We start from the raw sequence: 23,198 nt of genomic DNA, 5'->3' as shown, positions 1-23,198 counted from the left end.
TAGGCAGCACAACTCTCCACTACGAAGAGGGATCCTCATGAAAAGAAAATACGACTCCAATCTGGTCCTGGGCCTGATCCTCATTCTGATCGGCGGCGGGCTTTTGTTCAAACAGATGGGCTTGTTCAGTTTCGGCTGGGAGGAGATTTACCCGGTCGCCCTTCTGCTCTTCGCGGCCATGTCGATCGTCTCGGTAGCCAAGGGCGACAAGGGCAATGTCTTCTGGGCGACCTTTCTGCTGGTTTGCGGCCTTTTCACTTTTTTGAAAAATTACGGTGTGATCGACTCACTCTGGAGCATCAATCTTTGGAGTATCCTGCTTCTGGCCTTCGGCCTGAGTTTCTTTGCCCTTTACGCGTTCAAACCGCAGGATTGGGGGGTTCTGGTCCCCGGCGGTATCCTATCCGCGTTCGGGCTGGTCGCCATTCTCGATGACCTTGGCATCAACTGGCTGACCATGCGCGAGATCATGGCTTACTGGCCCCTGCTCCTGATCGCCGTCGGACTGGGCATCATCTTTAGCAGCTATCACCGCAACCGCACCGAATAGCTCCACTTCTCCAGCGGCCGTCAGTGCTGCCGGTAATAGTCCTCACGCAAGATTCCCATCACGTAAAAATCGACATAGCGGTCATGGTGATACATCGCCTGGCGCAGGGTACCCTCAATGGCATACCCTGCTTTTTTATAGGCCGCAACCGCATGCGTATTCTCGCAGCTCACGTGCAACTGGATCCGATTGAGGTTGAGCTGGTCAAATCCATAGGCGACCATCATCCGCGTTGCCTCCCCGCCATAGCCCTTCTTCCATTCCCCGGGATCGTAGATTGCGATGTAAAAGATCGCTGCGCGACTGATCAGGTCGATGCGCACAAAGGCGGTCTGTCCCACCGGTTTGCCCTCCGTTTTGCTGCAAATTGTAAAGAGGACCGTCTCCTTGCTGGTGCTCCAAGCGGCCATCTCCGCCCGGACCTGTTCCAGGGTCTGCGGCATGGCCAGGAAGAGGGTCTCCCGCACCCGTGGGTCATTCTTGCCAAACTGAACCAGTTCCAGGTCCTCTTCCGCAAAAGGCCGCAAATAGATACTCTCTCCTTGTAAAAATGTGCAGGTGTACACAGGTTATCCCTCCGATTCTACTGCCGCTTCGGCGAGTTTCCGGTGGCGGCGGATGAAGAAGCGCATGCGTTTGAGATAGCGGGTAAGATAGAGTCCGCTGACCAGCAGCAGGCCGCCGCTGATGCAGAGCGTGGTCGGGGCACTGGTGTGCCGGGTGAGGAGCCCCGCCAACAGGCTGCCGAGCGGTGCCATGCCCTGGTAGGTCATGGTATAGAGCGCCAGGACCCGGCCGCGTTTGTCGTCCGCGACAAGAGTCTGCAGGATGGTGTTGCCCGAGGAGTAGACGGCCATGAGGCCGAAGCCGGCGAATATGATGAAAATCAGCGAGGGATAGAGCCGCTGCACCAGGGCGATCAGTACCAGCGCCGCGCCGGCGATGAGGATCGCCGCGACCATCACCCGCTCCAGCCCCGTTACGGTTTTACGGCTGGCAAGGTACCAGGCGCCATAGAGCGCGCCGACCCCGGTCGAGGCGGTGATGAAACCGAGGGTGGCAGCATTGCCATGAAAAACATCCCTCGCCAGGACGGGCAGGAGGACGGTGAAAGGAAGGCCGATCAGGCTGAAGAGCGCCAAAGCTAGGAGGATAATCCGGATCGGGAAAACGCGCCAGGAATAGGAGAGCCCCTCGCGCATGCTGGCGATCAGGCCGGGCGGTACAGAGGCCGGCCTTGGCGCGGGCGCAGTCTGAATCTGGAGCAAGGCTAAGATGATGGCGATAAAGGAGAGACTGTTGATCAGGAAGCACCAGCCTTCACCCACCAGGGCGATGGTGATCCCGGCAATGGAGGGGCCGATCAGCCGGCCGGCGTTGAACATAGTCGAATTGAGGGCGATGGCATTGCCGAGGTCTTCGCGCCGGAGGAGAAGGTCCTTGACAATGGCTTGACGTCCCGCCTGGTCGAAGGCATTGATCAGCCCGAACAGCCCGCTGAGAACGAGGATGTGGTCGATGCGGATCCAGCCGGCAAAAATCAGCAGGGCGATCAAGGCCGCCTGGACCATCAGTAGCACCTGGGTGGCGATCAGGGTGCGCCGCCGGTCCCAGCGGTCCAGATAGACACCGGCCACCGGGGCGAGAAAAAAAGCGGGGATCTGGCTGACAAATTCAACCACCCCGAGCATGAAGGCGGAATCCGTCAAGCGATAGACCAGCCATCCCATGGCCACGCGTTGCATCCAGGTTCCAAGCAGCGAGACCGCCTGGCCCCCCCAGTAAAGCCGGTAATTCCTGGAGGCGAAGGCGCGCAGTATCGAATCGGAATTCATCCGGGGACCTCTTGATACGCCTTGTAGAATTTTAATGTACTGAAATCCCGCTCTTTTTCCCACACCTTTTTTATCTCTTCTCCCTCCCGCACCTTCGCACCCCGCCTTCCGGACTTCTCTTCTGGCATGCTTTTTGAGCAACAGGAGTGCGAACGGCGCTCGCGATCTTCTACTTATTATTTGATATAAATAGAGTTATCAATCACATAAAACAGCTGCAAATGCGGATTTTCTGACAAAGAAATAGGACAAGTGTAACTGATATCATAGAGGAAAAGAAGTAACGAAAGGAGGTGCAGGACAGGGAAGGGGTTTATCGGCGAAAAGAGCGAGTCAGGCGGCTCTGGGCTCAGCCTGAACGTGACAGGTGATGTGAATTGATCGACAGGAGATGAGTACAATGAAGCAAATCAAATGGCAGCATCGCGTCAGCACCGGGTTATGGCTTCTGGTTTTCACGTTCTTCTTCGCGGCAGCCTTCCTGCCGGCGGCTCAGGCCGGCCAGGTGGTCCTACCCAGCAAGGACAATGTGTTGATGCAGACCAACGGACCCGCGGCTGAATTTGATGACGGGGACTGGTGGACCAATCCCGCCTATGGCAACTCCCCGCACATCTTTTGGCTCGAGATCCCCAAAGGCGTGAATCCCGACTTTGTGGCGACCATCCAGCTCTGGGATCCCGAGTCCTTCAGCAACAATCCCGAGAGCGCCACCGATTCGGATGAAGAGAAATCCAATGGCTGGGAAGCGACGACCTTCTCCCTCTACGCTCCGGATAACACCCTCATCGCCAGCCATGTCTACGAGGGCGGCGACGTCAGCACCAGCCAGAAGTGGGTCAAGTTCTACGATCTGCGCGCGGGCGACTACGGCCCCGGGATGTACAAGATCACGGTCGCGGTGGCGGGCGATGACGAGAACGGCTATAAGATCGGCATCGAGGACGGCAATGCGGACAAGATCGCCGCAAACGGCAACGAAATCAAACTCTATGCCCAGCGCACCGCCTTCCAGTTCGTCGGCGAGGGATCGCTGACCAATACCTTCTGGTTCAACGTGTCCAAACGCGACGTTCTGCGTCTCTTCAATTTCGATCTCGAAAAAGACGGTTGCTCGGTCAAGTACATCAGCCCCAGCGGCGTCGAATATCCGGGCACCCTAACGGAGGACGGCAGCTGGAATACCGATCCCCCAAGCCCCAACTTGCCCCTGAACGGCGGCGGCGATCTCATCGAAAATCCCGAGCCCGGCTGGTGGCAGGCTGTGATCACCACGTATCATCCCTCCAATATCGTCCGGCAGGGCAACCAGTTCATCTTCTGGCCGGATGATCTGCTTTTCAACGGCCCGCCGACCATCCATCGTGGCCTGATCGGCGACCGCATCTGGCTCGACGCCAACCAGAACGGCTTGCAGGACAAGGATGAAACCGGCATCGCCAATGCCACGGTTCGTTTGCTCGATGGCAACACCAGCGAGGCGATCCGCACCACAACCACCGATCTGGACGGTCTCTTTCTCTTCAGCGATGTCGCGGAAGGGAATTACAGGCTAGAATATCAGCTGCCGCAGAATTTCTTCTTCACAGCGCCTCGGGTCGGCGGCAATCGTGAGGTGGACTCCGATGCCGATCCCAACACCGGCCGGACCGGTGTGTTCTATCTCAAGGAGAACGAATCGCGCCTCAACCTCGACGCTGGAATGATCCCGAAGCATGTCTCCAATCTAACGGTGACCAAGAGCGTCGAGGGCGGCGATCTCGAGCTGGTACCCGGTGAAGAAGCGACCTTCGATATCACCGTCACCAACAAGGGCCCGTTCGAAGCCATCAATATCCGCGTCGTCGACAAGCTGCCTGCGGCCCTTGAACTGGTCAATGTGGACCGCCACTACGATGCCGGTCCCGATCCCCTGATTTGGATCGAAACCTCGCTGGCGGCGGGCGAATCGCGCACCTACAAGGTCAAGGTGAAAGCCACCAGCGTCCTCGGTGAGGTGGAGAACTGCGTTTGGGTCTCCAGCCCCAACAAGGATGAGGATTTGACCGACAACTCCAGTTGCGTGATCCTGCGCATCCAGCAGGAATACCCCAATCCGAGCGGTATCCGGATCGGCGATCGTGTCTGGATCGACAGCAACAACAACGGCCTCCAGGATGCGGGCGAGCCGGGCATGGACAAGGTCACTGTCCACCTGCTCAGCGGCGTCGACCAGACCCTGGTGCAATCCGACGTTACCAACGCAGAGGGCGCCTACCTCTTCAAGGAGATGCCGGCCGGCGCTTATCTGATCGAATTCGTCCTGCCCGAGGGATACGCCTTCGCCAAGCCAGACCAGGGATCGAACGATGACCTGGATTCCGATGTCGACCAGGTCTACGGCAAAACCCCGGCGATTTTTGCGATGAATGGCGGCAACTACCCGATGTGGGATGCCGGCCTGGTACCCTATATCCCGCCGCAGAAAAGCAATATCTCCATCGGTGACCGGGTGTGGAAGGACCTCAATCGCAATGGCATCCAGGATGAAGGCGAGCCGGGTATGCCCGGGATCACCGTCAACCTGCTCAGCGGCCTGGATGAAAGCCTGGTCCTGACCAGTCAGACCGATGCCGACGGCCTCTATCTCTTCAAGGATATGGCGCCCGGCTCCTACCTCCTCCAGGTGGTTCAGCCGGCCGATTACGATTACACCCTGCTCCAGCAGGGCGGCGATCCGGCTGCCGATTCGGATATCATCCCCGAAAGCGGCAAGAGCGCGCCCTTCAGCGTCGTCTCCAATGCCGCTTATCTGGGCATGGATGCCGGCTTTGTCCCCTTCATTCCGCCTGTGGTCAGCCACATTACCATCGGCGACCGGATTTGGAAGGATCTCAATCACAACGGTCTGCAGGAAGAGGGCGAACCGGGTCTGCCCGGGATTATCGTCAATCTGCTCAGCAGCCTGGATGAAAGCCTGGTCCTGGTGGATACGACGGATTCAGACGGGTTCTATCTCTTCAAGGACATGGCACCCGGCTCCTATCGCATCCAGGTGGTTCAGCCGGCCGGCTATCTCTTCACGCTGTACAAGGCGGGCAGCGATCCAGCCGCCGACTCGGATATCGCCCCCGAGAGCGGCAAAAGCGCGCCCTTTACGGTGGCTGCCAACACCAACTACCTGACCCTGGACGGCGGACTGACCCCCTACGTGCCTCCCGTGAAGAGCAACATTCTCATCGGCGACCGAGTCTGGAACGATCTCAACCAAAACGGCCAGCAGGATGCGAATGAGCCCGGCATGGCTCATGTCACCGTCCGCCTTGTCACCGGCGCTGCTGAGACCGCTGTCGATACCACCACAACCGACGCGGATGGCTTCTACAGCTTTGCCGACATGGCCCCCGGCGTCTATCGCGTGGTCTTTTCGCTGCCGGCTGGTTTCTTCTTTACAATCTGGAACAGCGGCGACGACGCCATGGACTCGGACGCCAACCCGGTCAACGGCCGCACCGACGAGTTCAGCGTCGAAAGCGGCAAGACCTACACGGGATGGGATGCGGGTGTGGTCGAGAACAGCGAGTCCGATCTCGAGGTCGCCAAGATCATCGAGGACAGCCGCAGCTATTTTTACCGCGGAGACTCCCTGACCTTTGTCATCACCGTCACCAACCACGGTCCTGATGATGCGCGGGGCATCACCCTTATCGACAACCTGCCGGACGGGCTCGCCTTCATCACCGCAGAGCGCGCCCAGGATGAGGGGCCCAACCCCCTGATCTGGCACGAGAAGCACCTCGCCGTCGGCGCCAGCGTCACCTATCGGGTACGGATGTGCACGACCGATGAATTGGGCGGCATGGACAACTGCGTCACGGTGAGCAGTGTCTCCTTTGATCCGGATCTAGCCAACAACATCGCCTGCGCGCAGGTCCACATCCTTGTGCCGGTCGAGCTTTCCTCCTTCACCGCCAGGAGCAGCCAGGGCAAGGTCATCCTCAACTGGACCACCCAGTCGGAGACCGAAAACCTTGGATTCCACATCCTCCGCGCTGAGAGCGAGAATGGCATTTATACTCGCGTCAACAAGGAGCTGATCCAGGGCGCCGGAACGACCTCCTCGGTGAGCAGCTACTCCTACACCGACGAGAGCGAGTTGAAACCCTCCGCCAGCTATTACTACAAGCTGGTCGATGTGGATTACAAGGGACGCCTCAATGCCCACGGGCCGGTCAATGCCGTGGTCGAAGTCCCGACCAAGCACGCTCTGGAACAGAACTATCCCAATCCGTTCAACCCCGAAACCCGCATCAACTTCAGTCTGAAGGAAGCGGGCAGGGTTGCGCTGACGATCTACAACGTCCGCGGAGAAGCAGTGCGCACGCTGATTTCCGGCCCGATGAATGCCGGGGCGCACATGGTAGTCTGGGATGGCCGCAACGACTATGGCCAGCCGCTGCCGAGCGGGATGTATATCTATACCATGCGGGTCAACAACTTTGAAGAAAAACGCACCATGATGTTCCTCAAGTAGCCCCCTGTTCTGCCGCTACACAAAAAAAAGCCGGAGGCTGGTTGGCCTCCGGCTTTTTTATTCGACAAATTTGCAGAACATGCTCTGTTCAGTGGCCTTCATGCGTCCAGAGACAGCTGCTTAAAGAAAATAAATGAAAAAGCACTTGATTTGATCTCATGTAAGGATTATCTTTCAGCAAATACTTGAAACGCAAGAGCTAAAAAAAGAAATTTTTGCCGGGATTAGGAGTTCTTTGCTGGCGTTTTGTATAAGGGCTGGGCATTGGCGGGCTGCAGGGAGCCTGAAAACGGTATATTCCTTTCGTAAATACTCTCCAAAAAAATGATGACTTCCTCCCTCTTCCCTCTTTGATTCCGAATTCAACAATTATTTAAACTGTATTTGTATTACCGCGAGGCTATTCTGTAGGTGTATTGAAGTGATCAATAACCACCGAGGGTCATTCCTATAGAATGTCCTAATAGTGAATTTGCAGGAGATGTTATGCCAAAAAAAATTATACTATACGCCATGCTCCTGGGACTCCAAGCATATTCAAGGATTTCAGCGCAAATACCGGCTGACTTTTTGCAATATGAAGATCTCGTAAAACCCACCGATGTTTTTGTGAATACCGTAATTGGCTCGGGGGCCCGCGCTTTTGGCGTTGGGGGAGCCTTCATCGCAATCGCCGATGATGCCACTGCAACTACATGGAATCCTGCAGGATTGGCAAGAATGATCGACCCTGAAATGTCTTTCGTTTTTACAGACTATTCCTACAATGTGAAGGTCCCGCCATTATTTGCCTTCACGAACAATTATTCCGAGCAAAAGCTTGAAGGGAAGGGCACGAACATAGATTTTATCAGTTTTGCCTTTCCTATTGAAGTCTCTAAAAGAGAGTTGAGGATTGTCCCCCAGATGAGTTATCAGCGGATACTGAATTATAAATCAAACGAGCACTTGCTCGAGCCAGTTTCATTGTTGATGGGGTTGCCGCCATTGCAGTATTTTAAAGGAAGTATCAACAGCTTCCGGAAAGAGTATTCAGGAGGCTTTAATAATATCTCTCTGAGCGTTGGAATACCCTTCTCAGCATCCATGCAAATTGGAGCGACTTTAAACTATTGGTATGGCGGACATACCGGAACTGAAAAATCTCAATTGGAGGGTACTCTCATCAGGAATTTTCCATGGTTTTCACCCAAGGGTATGTCTTTCAGATCGGATACAACGCACTTTTCAGCGGATATTCTTCAACAATCGACGGCTCGTATTCATGGCATAAATGGAAATTTTGGTCTCATGATTTGTATGTCGGAGAACTTTCGTATTGGCCTAGTCTATAAATTGCCTTGCATCCTGAATTATGAGAGCGAGTTCCTATTTTCCAATAAAAATGTGATCATCGATAGTACATCTTATGAACAATCCGGCAATTTGCATTATCCGGGAATACTGGGATTGGGGGTTTCGTTTCGGCCTGCCAGCCAGTGGACCATCACCACGGATTATACCGTTTGTGAGTGGTCAAAGTGTCAATTGGAAATGCTAAGGCGCACATGCAGAAATGGGGCTGATAGTCTGATTGATCAGGAAAACTTTCCGGGAAATGACTACATCAGTGCTTCAAGGAAACAAAGCAATACACAACAATATCGTTTGGGGACTGAGTATGTACTCCTTCGCAGCAAATATTCATTCCCCTTACGGCTGGGCTTCTTTATTTACACCCCGTATATCAAGGATGGTCGTGATCGAACTCCCCTCTATTATGGTTACACTGCGGGGGTTGGCATCGGTTGCATGAATAATCTATTCATTGATGCAGCTGTCGTTTATCAGACCGGTTCATCATTTATAAGCGATAACAAGGAACGAAAGATGGAATACACCCAAGTTTATCTTTCCATGAATTACAAGATGGATTTTTTCAATAAATGAATTCAAGAGAGGAAAACCAGATATGCGGCGACATGGAGGGAAAAATATTGATAGGTGCAATAGCATGCAGAATGTGCTGACCTTTTTCCTCTTTTGTCTTCTGATAAATCACGCCCAGGCGCAAGACTGGTATTCGAACTATCGAAAAGCGCTCAAATCGATCAATCAGGGTGCATGGGTTGATGCATCACATTTTCTTTCTGAAGCCGTTTTGGAAAAGTCCCGATCAGAAGCCAAGGCCAGGCCCTATGGCACCATCTTCATTGATTATTTGCCTTATTTTTATCTGGGAAGAGTCGCAGAAAAGTCCAACGATTTCATTTCAGCACTGGATTATCTCGCGGTTGAAGAAAAGTTTCATCAAATTGAGAAGAGTTTTGAACACAGCCGATATCTCAAAGACATCCAAGGAATACGGGAAGTAGCTTATCGCAAGTTGTTTTTTTCCTTCATTGCGTATATGAAAAAATCGGATTACACTGAAGCGATGCACATCATCGAAGTCCTGGCGAATCATTTCCCTGAAAAAGAGGTGATTAAAACAGCTAAAGCAATCATCGAGAAACGGGTAAAGACAAGAGATGTAGAAGGGATCTCATCAAGTCATCCGCCTTCATTGGAAACTACTCCCCAGAATTATGCCCTGCTTTTTGCTGTTCAAGACTATAACGACAAAAATGTCGCCGGCCTTCAATATCCCAAAGAAGATGCCTGGAATCTGGCATTAGTTTTATACAAGCATTATGGATACGATAAAAGGCATATTTACCTGGTCACTGATCCGGATCGGCTGACCATGATAGATTCATTGATGAGTCTAAAAAAAAGACTGTCAGCAGCTGATAATTTACTGATATTTTTTGCAGGCCATGGCTGTTTCGAAGATGATGAAGGTTATTGGTGGCCGCGTGATGCTGCACAGGAAAAACCGGGCACCTGGTTCCCTAACTATGCTATAATACAGATAATAAAGCAGATGAAGTGCCGGCATATTCTCGTCGTCGCCGATGCCTGTTTCAGCGGTACACTGACCATGCGTACGCCGGATCCGGCTGCCCAAAAAACAATCAAGGAGTTGAGAAAACGTCCAAGCCGGCACGCTTTAACAAGCGGAGGCAAAGAAAGAGTGCCCGATGTCAGTGTATTCATCACATACCTGGTGCAGGCCCTGGATAAAAATACTAACAAGTTCCTAACCTGCCAGCAACTGTACAGCAGGTTGATAGAACCTGTCGTATATAACAGCCCGGTTTCACAGATTCCGCAGTATGCTCCCTTGCACGGAACAGGCCATGAGGGAGGTGATTATATCTTTGAAAGAACTCCATAGAAACAGCACAACACTCACCCATTTTGGATGCATCGATTTCTAAACAGTATAACTTTACAGTCTTTTAAAAAATACTTGCTTTGCCTCGATCCATGGAGTATCTTTCACTAGCAGGAGTTTTTAGGCTGATCCTATTTTTTCAAGAGCTTTGCGGCGAGTGACCAGTAAGATGTGATCAATTGTTGTATATTGCTGGGCAACGACGGGATGCGGGGAGACAGAAATACCACCAATACCTTTCCTCTGGGCAGCACAACGTGCATCTACCTCAAGATTTCCCCTCCTGAGTACCCCCTGTTCTGTTTAACCTGCTATTCAACTGCGATACCCACTCAGAATCATAGCATCAGCATTTGGCATCCAATCGGCCTGCTGCCTCAGCAGGCCTCGAGGAAGGCAGGGGCAACAGCGGGGAGATGTTATGATCTCAATAAAACTAAGCGATTCTTTAATTAAAACGGTGCTGTATACCTTCCTACCCGGAGTGGTCTCGTGTGTGGCGTTCGCACGCGAGGTGTCGGGCGAAAATCTGCTCTTGTCAGCATGGAAAGCAGCGCTGCAAGCAGCATGCAGATTCTGCAATATCTTACATACTATCCTCGCTCAACAGTACAGGAGCGCGCTGGTGCACCTTCTTCATCCAAACCTCATTAAAACTCGTGTCGTAAAGAATAGGCAGTCAACCTCGCCAAGGGGAATCCATATGTCCAAATGTTCCTGCCTTGTCTTATGCATCTTTGCCTTGATCCTTTGTCAAGCGTGCAAGAAGCCTTCCTCATCTGAGGTCAAGATTGTACCCATCACCCGGTCTATACCGATTCCTGTTGAGATGCTCGGCGGCTCTGGCGACCGATCTGCTGCAGTCAATGATCCTGGTCGCATCGGCTTCATGCCGGGGGCTGAAGATGAGCTGCCAGAGGGACCGCAAAGTTTTACGGTTCTGAATAATGGTACTATTGTCATCGCTGATCCGCTGAAATTGAGATTAGCTTTTTTTGACCCGTCCGGCGCCTTCCTCCGCGACATTCGGACGGGATTCGCCATGAAAAGACTATATTCCACGACATACGGCGTACTCGTTGTGGAGAACGCAATAACCGGGGAATGGACAAGGATCAGTGAAAAGGGAACCATGGACCCCCATCCACTCTCTGCCCGCGCCGGCGAGCCCAGCAGCGACGTCAAAGTCGGTTTCATCAAGCCGAATCTCGGCGAGATCCGTCTGCCGGCAGCCGGAACCCGGAGCGCCACGGCCATTCCGATATACTATGCCAGCGACGACGCCACGATGATCGCCTTGAGATGTCTGGGGCGTGAAGAACGCGGCAAAATATATGTACTGCTCGAAACGACCCGGGGCAGTGCGGAAATCGAAATCCGTCAGATCATCCGCAAATACACTGCAAAGGGCCGGCTGATCTGCCAAATAGAGGATATCCCTGTCGGGAATTTCATTTCTCCCTTTGATGAATTTTGCATCGTCGAAGGTACCGTCTATCATCTGTTGATCAACCAGGACGAAATCGTGATCAGCGAGTGGGATACAAAGCCATTCTAGTCGGTCCGTCTCATCCGCCAGCCGGAGAGAAATGCTATGAAGAACTCCATACAAAGTACGATCGTCCTGGCTCTACTGGCCACCTTGCTGCTTGCCCAGGGAATAGATTATTCGCATTTGCCGGAACGGAGCCGTGAGCAAATCATCCAAACCGCCAGGCAATACAGTGAGCATGCCTGGACATGCGGCGCCAACAACCAGGAGGCCAAATGTGTCACCGCGGCAACCTATCAATGCAAATTCAAGCCGGGTGATACCATCACCGGCATCGCCTACGACTGGGGCGGCTTTGATAGCCCTGAAGAATTCGACCGCAAGCTGGCGGCAGGCCAGGCGGCCGGCTCGCACAGCAAGGAGGGGATTACAAATTGCACCACGGGCATTGATTGTTCCGGTTTCGTGATGCGCTGCTGGGGCATCGACACGGACAATCCCCGTTATACCACCAGCACCATCCGCTCGATCGCCCCGCGTCCGAAATATATTTGGTACACCGAGATGCAACCCGGCGATGCACTGGTCAAACCCGGTTCCCATATCGTGCTCTTTGCAGGTTACAGCCCGGCCAATGAGCCCATGGTCTATGAAGCGTCCGGCAGCGCAAGCCGGGTCATTTTCCAGGTTTGCAGCTGGGGCAGGTTCCGTGACTATTATCCTCTGGTTTACCGGGGCGTAAAATAGAGCGGCAACAGGCCATCCGATAAACCAAGGCCGTTTATCATGCTTATTGTGTCTTGATCATACTTGTAATGACTAGCCGAACTAAAAGAAAGGAGTCCGGGTCATGTTTGCACTGAAAAAATATATCGTCCCCATTGCGGTCGTCATAACCTTGCTCTCGTTGGCATCAGCCATTAAAGAGCATTTCTTCAGCGACAAGGAACGCATCATCAAGGATCTCCAAGGCCAGATTGCGGCAAATAACACGCGCTATAACCAGCTGAAATCGGAAATGGCTCAGATGGTCGAGGAGGAGAACAAAACCCTCGCAGAGATTGAAAAACTGAAAAATCTGTTGCGTGATGTCGAACTGAGCATCAAAACCGAGGAGGGAAACATCGATGAGATTAAAGGCAAGATCACTAGTTTCAGTCAGGCGGTGGATATCATCGCCCAGAACGCACAGGGTACTGTTAGCCGCGGCCGTGGTATTGTATCCACTTTCAACCCTGGCCCAAACCAGTGAACCCATCGAGACGACCCAGTCTTTATTGGAGAATCTGGCCAGACAGGTTGATCAGAATATCGAGGAAATCAAGTTTCTTCGCGCTGATACCGCAGGCGCTCCCGAGAGCATCGGTCAGATGATGGAAAGCATCGCCCGGGAATTCCCGCAGCCTCAAGCCCGCGAAGTAGGGGAATCAACCTCCTTTCCGCTTTACGAGGTCGGTTTTTCCATAATCTCCGGACAGTTTTATCAAGTAAAGGACAGGGAAGGCCGTCTTGGCCTGGTGCTTTCGGACAGATTGGCGCAAGACTATGCAAAAAAGATAGAGTTAATCCCAGCTTATGAAAAAGCCCTGGCTGGCTACAGGAGCCAGGCGGATTTGCACAAGCAGTTGGTGACGCAATACGAATTCGCTATGGAGATCAAAGACAAGCGTATTGCTGCATTGAATGAAATGGGCACCCTCCTGAGCGACAATGCCGAACTGTACAAAAAAATATCCGAGATCCGCCGTGGCAGCCTGTGGGAGAAAATCCTGCAAAAGCTGGCCTTTCCGGCCGGTTTAGCGTTCGGAATAGCCGTGGGCGCAAACCTGCCAGGGAAATAGCACACTTCAATAAAAAGCGTATGTAAAAAGCGTATTGATCGGTATCTGCTGTATTCGCATCTGTTTCCTCTTCATTGTATTTAGGGGAGAAAATCATGACAGTAATAAAGAGCGTTCTGGTCGGTCTGCTGATGATTTCACCCATCATAACAGGCTCACACTGCAAGCCGAAGCAGGTTGATGAGAGTATCCCGCAAAAGCCGCCAGCGGCGACATCTCCTCTCAAACTCGCTCTGCTGGTAGGCATCAATACGTACCATCCCAACGCCAGAATCAGCCCTCTGGCCGGCTGCATCAACGATGTTAAAGCCATGAAAACCCTGTTGAAAGGCAGATTTGAGTTTCCTGAAGAGAATATCGTGACCCTCATCAATGAACAAGCCACACATGCGGGCATAGTCAAGGCTTTTCAGGAGCACTTGATCAACAAAGCCAACGGGAACACCATTATCGTTTTTCATTACAGCGGACACGGATCGCAGATGAAAGATACCTCGGGGGATGAAGCCGACAAATTGGATGAGACCCTCGTGCCCTACGACAGCCGGCAGGGCGACATTTTTGATATTAGCGATGATGAAATTAATGACTTGCTCCAGCAATTATGCGCCAAAACGCCGTATATCACCTTCATCTTCGATGCCTGCCATTCCGGCACTGCGACGCGTGCCGCGGGACGCATCCGCGAGATCCCCGCAGATATGCGAATCCCACCGGAAACGGCGAGCAGGGCCCGGGCACGAGCCGCCGAGATCGGCAAAGCTGATTTGCGCCGGGAGGATCTCCCCTATACGTTGCTTGCCGGCTGTCTATCGAAACAGAGTTCCTATGAGTACCTGGACGAGAACAACACCGAGCATGGTGCTCTGACTTATTTTCTAACGCAGGAATTGTCCAAAGGGGAGTCCACCCAGAATGGTGTGACCTGGCGCGACATCTTCCCGGGCGTCAAAGGCGCTGTGATGAGTGCTTGTCCCGGCCAGGAACCACAGCTCGAAGGCAAGAAGAGTGAAGACCTGGTTTTCGGCGATCGATCCAGCCTGGCGCAGTGTTTCATTGAAGTCTCACCCCAGGGGAAAAAGATGGTCATCTTTGCCGCTGGTCAAGTTCAGGGGATGACAAAGGGCTCTCTATTTGATATTTACGTGCCAGGGACAAAAAAGTTCGAACCGCCGGAAACGCCGATCGCTCGAGCCCGGGTGGGCGACGTCACGCCCTTTGCGGCGGCGGGTGAATTGGTACAGGGCGCGAATATTCCTCCATACTCCCGGGCGGTAGAGCGGGAACATAACTATGCTGATCGCAAACTTGTCGTCGCACTTTCCGGACTGTCTGCATCCAGTACCTTGCAGGCTGTCCAGGCCGAGCTCGGCAAGTACAACCACATTTCAACCCGGACCGATCCCTACGGGTATCATCTCCTGCTGCGGGAAGCGCGCGGGAAGATCATCACCGAGGGGCCCGATACTCTTGAAGTCTCACCCCCGGTCAAGACTTCGGATCCGGATGCCGTCGCTGCCATCGTGAGCCAGGTCAACCATTGGGCCAAATGGTACAATATACTCTCCATTACCAATCCATCTCCTCAGATGATCGATTTCACGATTAATGTGACCACCGCAGGAAGCTCGAGGGACCCTTTTGCGCATATGGATACTTCGGATGCCGTGATGTTTGACGGTGAGATCTTTGAGTGCAGAATAAAAAATACATCTGGCCGCGGGCTCTATCTTTCGCTCCTGGATCTGACCAACAAAGGATTGGCTCAAGTGATCTTCCCGTTCACCCAAGGGGCCAATGAGCTGCTTGCTCCGGATTCTGTCAAGACCTTGAAGATGAGGGCAACCGTGCCGGAGGGGCAGCCCCATGTGAGGGATATTCTAAGAGCCTATGTTACGGAAAAACCTGTCAACCTGCGCATCATCGATCTCCCAGCCCTCGCGGGTGGCGAAAGAGGATCAAAGTCGGTTCCAGCCGATCCCCTTGAAGCCTTGCTGGAACAGGCCGCTGCCGGCACCACGCGTGATGTCCAGATGGCCAATATCGCCCCCGGCGAGTGGGCCACAGCGGACCGTGTGTTTGTTGTCAAAAAAACCAACTAGCCCGAAAGGCTTCAGAATAGCACAACGTCTGGTAGATCAATCCGCGTATTCCTGCGCTTCGCCTGCACTTGGCGAGGATGCACCTTTAGTCTATTTTGAGTAATCTCTCTCATGGTGATAAAAATGATATCGCAATATTGGCACATTCATTGTCAAACTTTCCCGATTACTGAACTCTATTTCTCCTGAACAACTTAAGTGCCGGTGGTAGCATGAAAGGTCCTGCAAAACAACAATTTGTTTGGCCGCGAGAGATCATCCTGCTGATCGGTATCATACTCCTCCTCCCCTCCCGCCTGCTCTTCAGCCAGCAGCTCATGGAAAGCGAAAAACAAGCTCTCAAAGAACGCGCCAAATCCCTTTTCGATCAAGGAGTGGCCTGTTATAACCAGGCAACGCATCAGGACAAACTCAAAGCCCTGGACTGCTGGAATCAGAGTGCCGCCCTTTACCACAGAATCGGGCGGTCTGATAATGAAGGCCTGGTGTTATACAATATCAGCATCGTCTACCAGGATTTTAAAGATCAAAAAAATGAAACGCTGCACCTGAAAAAATGCCTGGCAGCTTTCTCCAGCAATCCATACCCCGAACAAGAGGTAGAGGCATATCGCCGCGTTGGTGAAATACATCGGCAGACGAGTCAGTCCGATTCTGCATTGTTTTATCTGAAACAGGCCGCAGAAAAATATCACCAGTTGGGGAACCGTAAAAGTGAAGCCAGCACCCTCGACAGCATTGGCCGCATCTATCACGCAATTGGCCGACTGGAGATAGCTGTTGATTATCTGAACCAGGCTTGTACCCTCTTCATACAAACAGGCGACCAGTTAGGTCTCACGGCATCCAAACTGGAACTCCAGGGTGTCTGGTTGGGGATTGGCAACAAGCTCATCAGAGAAGGGAAAACAGAGGAAGGGCGCGCGATCATCGAAAAATATCTCAAAGCCAGTGATGAGGGATTTGATGATCTCGCGAAAATCCTCCAATCCGATGAAAATATAACGACCAGAGAGAACTTGTTCGGCAAGGAGTGTTCACAACAGGACTTGACCCGATTCACAACGGCGATGCAGTTGAAAGATCCCAATCTATCCGCCCTGATTGCGGTACGCCTCCTGGCAAAAAAGGCTGGAAGTCGGCAGGAAGAAGCCATGGCGCTTTGCTATACCGGGGATTATTATGTGGAAAAATCCAGGCCAGCCGAAGCCTTAGCCTATTACGATTCCGCACTGACTATGCAGAGGCATATCGAAGATGTGCGGGGGATGAGGACAACACTTACCGGAATCGCTCGTACCTGGCACCGCTGCTGCCATCCTATGGATTTGAACAAAGCGCTTCGCTATTATCAGTCGGCAGCAGAGGCGAGTTCGAGGATTGTTACTCGTGCAGGTGAAGATCCGGATCGTGTAAGCATGGCAGAACAGGACATCAAGCTTTATGGCGAATGGGTGCTCGCCTGCCTTGCCCTGGCCAAAGAATCAGGAGAACAAAAAGCGATTCTATCAGCCCTAGCTGCATCCGAGCAAGGACGTACCCAGGCGATGCTCAGCTTGATGCAGCGCACGTCGAGTGTGATCAAAGCTCAAACCTCTCTTTATCAACTGGGATCCTCCCTGGTGGAAGACCGGGAACCCAACACTACTATCCTGAACTATATGCTCACGGCGGACACCCTGCTTGTATGGATTATTCCTCCGCGAGGCGGGGTAGAGCTTTATCGCAAAGGATTGGCGTCTGAATCACTTGCCAGACTGGCTCAGCGAGAGAGCGCAACGATCCGTGAAGGCGCTCTGGCGCAAAATGCCCGCCAGTCCCTTGGCGAGTTGGTAGCTGCTATGCGGTTCGCAATGGGAGTCGCTAATACGAGGACGGTCAAGCGGATTGCCGGCGGCATCAATGATCGCGATGTCATCCCCCTCGAGCAAGCTGATGCCACCAGTTTGGCAATCCTTGCCCAGGGTGCAAATTCCAGCGAATCAAAGGATTCAGAAAAGGCATATCTCCATAACTTATCGGCGATTCTTCTGCCCACCGAGGTCCGCGTTGCCCTCCCGGCTTCCGGTGAAATCATCGTTATTGCACATGGCGCGCTTGACCTGGTACCCTTTGCGGCACTGCCCCTAGGTGACTCCGAAGTAACTCTCGGCCAACACTACGCCCTGCGTTATGCGCCCTCGCTACAGGTACTCGCAGAAGCCGGGAAGCGGCCCGGATCCGATGGCCGACTAGCCAGAAAATCGATTCTGCAAAAGGCGTATGTCATCGGCAATCCCGCGATGCCACAGGTGCTGGGCAGCGATGGCAGGAAAGTCCAGCTAACCCCGTTGCAAGGCGCCCAGCAGGAGGGACAATGGCTGGCCAGCTATGCAGGTGTGCCTTTCCATACCGGGACAGCTGCAAGCGAGACCGAACTGAAAAGGCAGGCAGGTGGAGCCAGTCTACTTCATTTTGCCACCCATGGATATGCCTATGCTGCAGAGACGAGAGCGCGTGATTCATTCATCGCACTGGCGCCCGATCACAGTAACGATGGCCTGCTAACCGTTGGCGAGGTCCTCGACCAGCTTCCGGCCCTATCGGCGGAGCTGGTCGTACTCAGTGCATGCCAGACTGGGCTCGGCAATATTCAGGAATCGGAAGGAACCATCGGCTTGCAGCGGGCATTTCTCGCCAAAGGTAGCCGAGGCGTGCTTGTCAGTCTATGGAATGTCTCAGACCCCGCCACGCTTTTATTGATGAAAAGATTTTATCAGCACTTGATCGACGATACCGATAATCCAAGCAAATCCGAAGCCTTGCGCCGCGCCCAGAATGATGTGCGCAAAACGTCCGGTTTCGAGGCGCCGCGATATTGGGCGGCATTCCAATTGGTAGGGGCGAATTGACAGCATCTTGGCGGGATAAGAAATTGAGAAGTTTAATTTATCTCGTATTGCCGGAAAAATAGGTCGTTCTTTGAGTTGAATTCAAGATTTGTGGCTAGAAATAGTCGGCGGACATAACTCTTAGACCGAAAAAGAGATACTTAAAAATGAATTTAATACAAAAGAATATATGGTTATCATTAAAGATCTATTTGATCATAGCGCTTTTCACCGCTATTATCGGGCTTATTATTTTATTAACACAATTTGAGCGGAAAGTTAACGGCATTTATCAGGAAACCGTAGTACTAAATGCCAGACAAAAAGCTCTGCTGGATTCCCAAGAAGTTATCAACCGATATAGGGTATTAACTCAGGAGGCTATTCTTGATTCCGTAAAAAGAATCGACCGGCGCTGGCAAGAAATGATAAGTGAATATGCAAATCGAGATGAATTACTTGATTCTTCTGGTCATGTTGAGAGAGGCAGTAAGAAACCGTGGGAGGATGATGACTATTTGTATGAACGAGAGCCAACAAAGAGGATTGCAGCCAATGATTCAAACGGATCTGATAAGATAGCAGCAGACGAACGCGAGATCCTGCGTTTGTTAGGTTTAGAGCCTGATTCCCTCAGTCACGATACTACATCCCAAAAGGAGAACAGAGCAGATAGAATATTGCTCTATCGATATCCAACAATAGAATGCCCTGCAGCGGTAGCGGCGAGTGATTCGTTCGCATTGCTTATATCCTTGACGGAAAGATTGCTCACTAAAGAAGTCCAGATCATTTTAGGTGATACGAACAACAGAGGGCAAATAGGTTTGAGTTTACTGCGCCGCGAATCCTGGAAGATTACGGCGGTGATAAATGCCCCGGACTTTTCGATCTATAAAGGATCAAATATTTCGACCTTCATCCTGCCACTTAAAGGCGATTCACAGCCGGCGATTTTTTATCTTTGTGCTAACCCAATCCTGGAGCAAAGGAAAATAACAAAAATCTATGTCTCCTTTTGGAATGAAGACGGCTTTCTCGCCCGTAGTGTTCGTGAAATCGTTATAGAAAATAAGAATATGAAAAAGAAGCCAGATAGTACACTCGCTCTCCAGGCACTCCTCTCCCGATCGAGCTCAGATATTAAGAGCCTGGTTACTCAAGCTAGGCGGGCTACGATCCATGGTCATCAAGAAAATCCAGATCTCACCGTGGAGTATATCCAGAACAAGGACGTAATAATGGTCAACATCCATAGTAAATTTTTTAATTTTAGCTCCGAGGAATACGCCAAACCAGACGGCTTGTCCGATTTTGTGCAGTCATACTATCACCAATTTGTGCAATATGAAAGAAGGGATGTCTCGCCCGTTGTACCGTCTGAGGCCATTGCTAACGTTGAAAAAGACCAAACTCTCTCCCTTTGTCGATCATTCGGCCGAGAGCTTTATAAAAGGTATGCACCACCGAACTTGAAGGCTATCTTTTGGAAACTGGTTGATAAACTTGGTAATGACTTTCAATCGATTCAGTTCTATTCAAATGATCCACTAATTCCATGGGCATTGATGAGGCCTTATCGTGGTACTGAGGAGAGAGATTTTTTAGGAATGGACTTTAATGTTGGGCTTTGGCCTGTAGACAAGAGTGACGAGGTCGATGACAAGCCTCCATCCGTTTTACTTTGGAAGGCGCTCGCAGTTGTCGCACCGAATTATCGCGATCAACTATTTTTAAAAAATCAAGAAAACGAAATTAAAGTACTTCAGTCTTTTAAAAATTTCATCCGATTTCCAGGCGATTATGCTAGTGTAAAAGCACTTTTTAGCTTACCGCCTCAGGGCATAATTCATTTTTGTGGACACGGTCAAGTCATTCCATCTCAATTTGGACATTATGAATATCAGATAGTTCTCGAACATGGAAGTTTAAGTGTACGGATCATGCAAGGATTCTTACCAAAAATAAATATAGGACAGCATCCTCTTGTCTTTTTCAATGCCTGTGAAGTTGGGCAATCTAACCAGATTGCCAATTTTGTTGAAGGATGGGCACCAATGCTGCTGGAGGCGGGGGCAAGTGGGTATATCGGGGGATTATGGCCAATAAGCGACCAAGGAGCAGCAGAATTTGCTATTGATTTTTATACGAACCTATCTCATGGCCTGCAGAAGGGGCCAATCAAAGTAACTGAAATCTTACAAAAGACACGGCGCAGGTTTTTTGAAACTGGCGACCCAACCTATTTGTCCTATGTCTACTATGGGGACTCCAACCTGAAATTGGAAATGGATGCAGAGAAAGAATGAAAATGGTTTTAATAGTTACCGAGCATGAGTACGCCTTAATGATGACATGGAAACGACCTACCATTCGTGCAAAGCTCTAATGGAAAACATTCATCTTTACATTAGGAGGCCAGACCATGAAATCTCTTAAAGCGCTTTCCTCGGTCTTGATCCTTTCATTTTCGTGCCATTTGACGGCTATGCACCCAGGACGAGAGGATACTCGGAACTCAAATCAGATCACAGAACGAATACCGGTTGAAAAATCGGCTGCGAATATCGCCTTGCTCATCGGCATCAATAGTTATCCCAACATGCCGCAGAACCGGCAACTTAAAGGCTGCATCAATGATGTACTCCTCATGAAAAAACTTCTAATCGAACAATTTGGTTTTAAAGAAGACAATATAAAAACGCTTCTCAATTCAGAAGCTACCAGGGAAAATATCGAGACATCTTTTAATAATTTCCTGATCGCACAAGCCAGTCCGAAAAAGCAGGTTCTATTTTATTACAGCGGTCACGGCGCTAAAATGACCGATCTGAACAACGATGAGATGGATGGGTATGATGAAGCGATCGTTCCCTATGACGGCGGCAATCAAAGAGACCAGGCGCTGTATATTGTCGACGAAATTTTGGGCGCCTGGATTGAAGTTCTGACCAAAAAGTGCAAAAACGTAACGGTTATCCTGGATTGCTGCCATTCCGGTTCCGGAACACGCGGCGGTTTCGATCTGTTCGATGCGCGGGCACGATTCGCTGATACCCTGAAACTGGATCTGCCGCACGCCAGAGGCTCTAGGACGGAAATTCCCAAAGGTCCCTCCGGCTTTCTTCCTCCCAATCCCAACTATGTGTTGATCTCCGGCAGCGCTGATAACGAACTATCCTGGGAAATTGGCAGTAATGGCGCTCTTACAAAAGCTCTGTATGAAGCCCTCAGCACCCCTGAGTCCAAGACCTACCGCGAAGTGATGTATCAGGTCGCAGCAAAGGTTTTACTAAAACTCCCCGACCAGCATCCGCAGATTGAGGGCGGGCGTAGAGATGCCCAGGTTTTTGGCGAATTGGGCAAAGTTGATCAATATCTCACTATAAATAAAAGGTCGCTGAATCGCATCCAGCTGAGCGGCGGCTCCGCCCATCGGGTAACGCCAGGGTCGGTTTATGCAATCTTCAAACCGGGCACGAAAAATAAAGCGGACAGTTCACGATATCTTGGGGATGTCACAGTGTCTTCGGACGTGGAGGCTTTTACCGCATGGGCTGACCCGAGAGATCCTGGCATTGATTTACCTCTCCACGCCTCAGCATTTGAGAGATTCCATCACTATGGCGACATGCAGCTGCCAATCCTTCTGGAACTCAAACAGGATCCCGCTTTTTTTGGTGAAGTCAAACGCGCGCTCGAAGAGTACAGAAAACAGGAAGATCTCGTGAAAATCGTCAGTGGGAATGAAGACTATGCAGTCAAATTAACCCTAAGTCCTGACCGTAAGATACTTTTGCTTAAAGGCCAGGATCAACGTGATATCAAAGCATTTGCGCGAGACACCTTAGACCTTGCAATGCATTTGCTGCCGCAGTTGACAAAAATCGCGCGCTGGCGGAATCTCTTTGATCTGGAAAACCGAGCTGATCTGAAAGTCTCCTTATCGCTCCATCGCTGGGCGAGCTACGATTCACAGCAAAAACGACCTGTCGGGCCTATGCCCATTGAAGAGACCGCCGGTGGTACCATGGTTTTTCACGATCAGGATATTTTTACCGTGACCTTTAAAAATAATGGCGATCGGGAAGTCTATTGCTATTTATTGGATCTGGGCTCAAGCGGCAAGATCACCTATCTTTTCCCGGGCAGGGGCGCGAAGGACAGACCTCTGGCGCCGGGAGATTCTGTTTCAAGCTACGCCATGCAAATCAGCTTGCCTGAAGGCCTAAATGCCATTAAATTAATCGCGACTAACAATCCAGCGGATTTTTCTGTGCTGGAACAGGAAGGGTATCGGGCCGTCGGTAGAGGTCAGGCGGCCCCGTCAGGCATAGAAAGTCCTTTGGGTAGGCTTCTCAATCTCGCCTATGGTGGAACGCGTGACACTTCGGTGATCGACGCCTCTCCCATCGATGAGTGGACAACAGCCATGGCGGCATTTGTGATCAAGCCAAAAGCGTCCAATTAAACGTACTCAATTCGTGATCCCAAGAGGCAAAACGATGAAAAGGGTGATAATATCTCTTTCCCTCATTCTGGGGATCAGCCTGGCCGCAGCCGGTTGGATACCTGATGAAAAAACGATCCCTCCGGAAGCTGAATTCCTCTACAAACAAGCAGTAGAGTGTTATGATAAAAACATTTATCAATGTGCCATCGATTACTGCAGTCAGGCTATCGAAATCGAGTCTGAATATGCGGATGCCCTACATCTCAGAGCCTAATCCAACGGC

15 protein-coding genes are annotated in these 23,198 nt (G+C 51.4%); 13 read left to right on the top strand and 2 right to left on the bottom strand.

Annotated features, from left to right (window positions below):
- Positions 1 to 37 precede the first annotated feature (37 nt).
- Positions 38 to 550: a hypothetical protein gene (locus PLH32_12345; GenBank protein HQJ65396.1), complete on the top strand. Its 513-nt coding sequence runs from the start codon at positions 38 to 40 to the stop codon at positions 548 to 550.
- Positions 551 to 570: 20 nt separating this feature from the next.
- Here PLH32_12345 and PLH32_12340 read toward each other — a convergent pair whose 3' ends face one another.
- Both PLH32_12340 and PLH32_12335 read right to left on the bottom strand, forming a co-directional pair.
- A complete protein-coding gene (locus PLH32_12340) occupies positions 571 to 1,116 on the bottom strand; it encodes a GNAT family protein (GenBank protein HQJ65395.1) in 546 nt (181 codons plus the stop codon).
- Between the two features lie 3 nt (positions 1,117 to 1,119).
- On the bottom strand, positions 1,120 to 2,385 hold the full coding sequence (locus tag PLH32_12335) for an MFS transporter (protein HQJ65394.1): 1,266 nt from the start codon (positions 2,383 to 2,385) through the stop codon (positions 1,120 to 1,122).
- A gap of 400 nt (positions 2,386 to 2,785) precedes the next feature.
- Here PLH32_12335 and PLH32_12330 point away from each other — a divergent pair, with 400 nt between their 5' ends.
- From PLH32_12330 to PLH32_12275, 12 genes are all read left to right on the top strand, one after another.
- Positions 2,786 to 6,898 (top strand): SdrD B-like domain-containing protein, encoded by a 4,113-nt coding sequence (locus PLH32_12330; GenBank protein HQJ65393.1) that lies wholly within the window; start codon positions 2,786 to 2,788, stop codon positions 6,896 to 6,898.
- Between the two features lie 486 nt (positions 6,899 to 7,384).
- Entirely contained in the window at positions 7,385 to 8,827 is a 1,443-nt protein-coding gene (locus PLH32_12325; protein ID HQJ65392.1) for a hypothetical protein, read from the top strand.
- Between the two features lie 64 nt (positions 8,828 to 8,891).
- Positions 8,892 to 10,157: a caspase family protein gene (locus PLH32_12320; protein HQJ65391.1), complete on the top strand. Its 1,266-nt coding sequence runs from the start codon at positions 8,892 to 8,894 to the stop codon at positions 10,155 to 10,157.
- Between the two features lie 421 nt (positions 10,158 to 10,578).
- On the top strand, positions 10,579 to 11,715 hold the full coding sequence (locus tag PLH32_12315) for a hypothetical protein (protein ID HQJ65390.1): 1,137 nt from the start codon (positions 10,579 to 10,581) through the stop codon (positions 11,713 to 11,715).
- A 36-nt stretch (positions 11,716 to 11,751) separates the two neighbouring features.
- Positions 11,752 to 12,396: a hypothetical protein gene (locus tag PLH32_12310; GenBank protein ID HQJ65389.1), complete on the top strand. Its 645-nt coding sequence runs from the start codon at positions 11,752 to 11,754 to the stop codon at positions 12,394 to 12,396.
- 103 nt (positions 12,397 to 12,499) lie between these two features.
- On the top strand, positions 12,500 to 12,901 hold the full coding sequence (locus PLH32_12305) for a hypothetical protein (GenBank protein HQJ65388.1): 402 nt from the start codon (positions 12,500 to 12,502) through the stop codon (positions 12,899 to 12,901).
- Positions 12,861 to 13,490 carry a hypothetical protein gene (locus PLH32_12300; GenBank protein ID HQJ65387.1) on the top strand — a complete coding sequence of 210 codons (630 nt, stop codon included), beginning with the start codon at positions 12,861 to 12,863 and terminating at the stop codon, positions 13,488 to 13,490. Before PLH32_12305 ends, PLH32_12300 begins: the two co-directional genes overlap by 41 nt.
- Positions 13,491 to 13,585: 95 nt before the next feature.
- Positions 13,586 to 15,592 (top strand): caspase family protein, encoded by a 2,007-nt coding sequence (locus tag PLH32_12295; GenBank protein HQJ65386.1) that lies wholly within the window; start codon positions 13,586 to 13,588, stop codon positions 15,590 to 15,592.
- 212 nt (positions 15,593 to 15,804) lie between these two features.
- Positions 15,805 to 18,483: a CHAT domain-containing protein gene (locus tag PLH32_12290; protein ID HQJ65385.1), complete on the top strand. Its 2,679-nt coding sequence runs from the start codon at positions 15,805 to 15,807 to the stop codon at positions 18,481 to 18,483.
- A gap of 146 nt (positions 18,484 to 18,629) precedes the next feature.
- Positions 18,630 to 20,771, top strand: a complete 2,142-nt coding sequence (locus tag PLH32_12285) for a CHAT domain-containing protein (protein ID HQJ65384.1) — start codon at positions 18,630 to 18,632, stop codon at positions 20,769 to 20,771.
- A 116-nt stretch (positions 20,772 to 20,887) separates the two neighbouring features.
- Entirely contained in the window at positions 20,888 to 22,933 is a 2,046-nt protein-coding gene (locus PLH32_12280; protein ID HQJ65383.1) for a caspase family protein, read from the top strand.
- Between the two features lie 34 nt (positions 22,934 to 22,967).
- Positions 22,968 to 23,189, top strand: a complete 222-nt coding sequence (locus PLH32_12275; GenBank protein HQJ65382.1) for a hypothetical protein — start codon at positions 22,968 to 22,970, stop codon at positions 23,187 to 23,189.
- Positions 23,190 to 23,198: the final 9 nt, after the last annotated feature.

This window comes from bacterium, assembly GCA_035419245.1.
Lineage (GTDB): Bacteria > Zhuqueibacterota > Zhuqueibacteria > Residuimicrobiales > Residuimicrobiaceae > JAKPUX01.
Note: the sequence above shows the minus strand (reverse complement) of the source record. Positions and strands in the feature narration are given on the sequence as shown.

What these genes read in the sequence shown, in the direction of transcription:
- PLH32_12345 (HQJ65396.1), top strand. Translation starts at nt 38, where the DNA reads ATGAAAAGAAAATACGACTCCAATCTGGTCCTGGGCCTGATCCTCATT.
- PLH32_12335 (HQJ65394.1), bottom strand. Translation starts at nt 2,385, where the DNA reads ATGAATTCCGATTCGATACTGCGCGCCTTCGCCTCCAGGAATTACCGG.
- PLH32_12330 (HQJ65393.1), top strand. Translation starts at nt 2,786, where the DNA reads ATGAAGCAAATCAAATGGCAGCATCGCGTCAGCACCGGGTTATGGCTT.
- PLH32_12325 (HQJ65392.1), top strand. Translation starts at nt 7,385, where the DNA reads ATGCCAAAAAAAATTATACTATACGCCATGCTCCTGGGACTCCAAGCA.
- PLH32_12320 (HQJ65391.1), top strand. Translation starts at nt 8,892, where the DNA reads ATGCAGAATGTGCTGACCTTTTTCCTCTTTTGTCTTCTGATAAATCAC.
- PLH32_12315 (HQJ65390.1), top strand. Translation starts at nt 10,579, where the DNA reads ATGATCTCAATAAAACTAAGCGATTCTTTAATTAAAACGGTGCTGTAT.
- PLH32_12310 (HQJ65389.1), top strand. Translation starts at nt 11,752, where the DNA reads ATGAAGAACTCCATACAAAGTACGATCGTCCTGGCTCTACTGGCCACC.
- PLH32_12305 (HQJ65388.1), top strand. Translation starts at nt 12,500, where the DNA reads ATGTTTGCACTGAAAAAATATATCGTCCCCATTGCGGTCGTCATAACC.
- PLH32_12295 (HQJ65386.1), top strand. Translation starts at nt 13,586, where the DNA reads ATGACAGTAATAAAGAGCGTTCTGGTCGGTCTGCTGATGATTTCACCC.
- PLH32_12290 (HQJ65385.1), top strand. Translation starts at nt 15,805, where the DNA reads ATGAAAGGTCCTGCAAAACAACAATTTGTTTGGCCGCGAGAGATCATC.
- PLH32_12285 (HQJ65384.1), top strand. Translation starts at nt 18,630, where the DNA reads ATGAATTTAATACAAAAGAATATATGGTTATCATTAAAGATCTATTTG.
- PLH32_12280 (HQJ65383.1), top strand. Translation starts at nt 20,888, where the DNA reads ATGAAATCTCTTAAAGCGCTTTCCTCGGTCTTGATCCTTTCATTTTCG.
- PLH32_12275 (HQJ65382.1), top strand. Translation starts at nt 22,968, where the DNA reads ATGAAAAGGGTGATAATATCTCTTTCCCTCATTCTGGGGATCAGCCTG.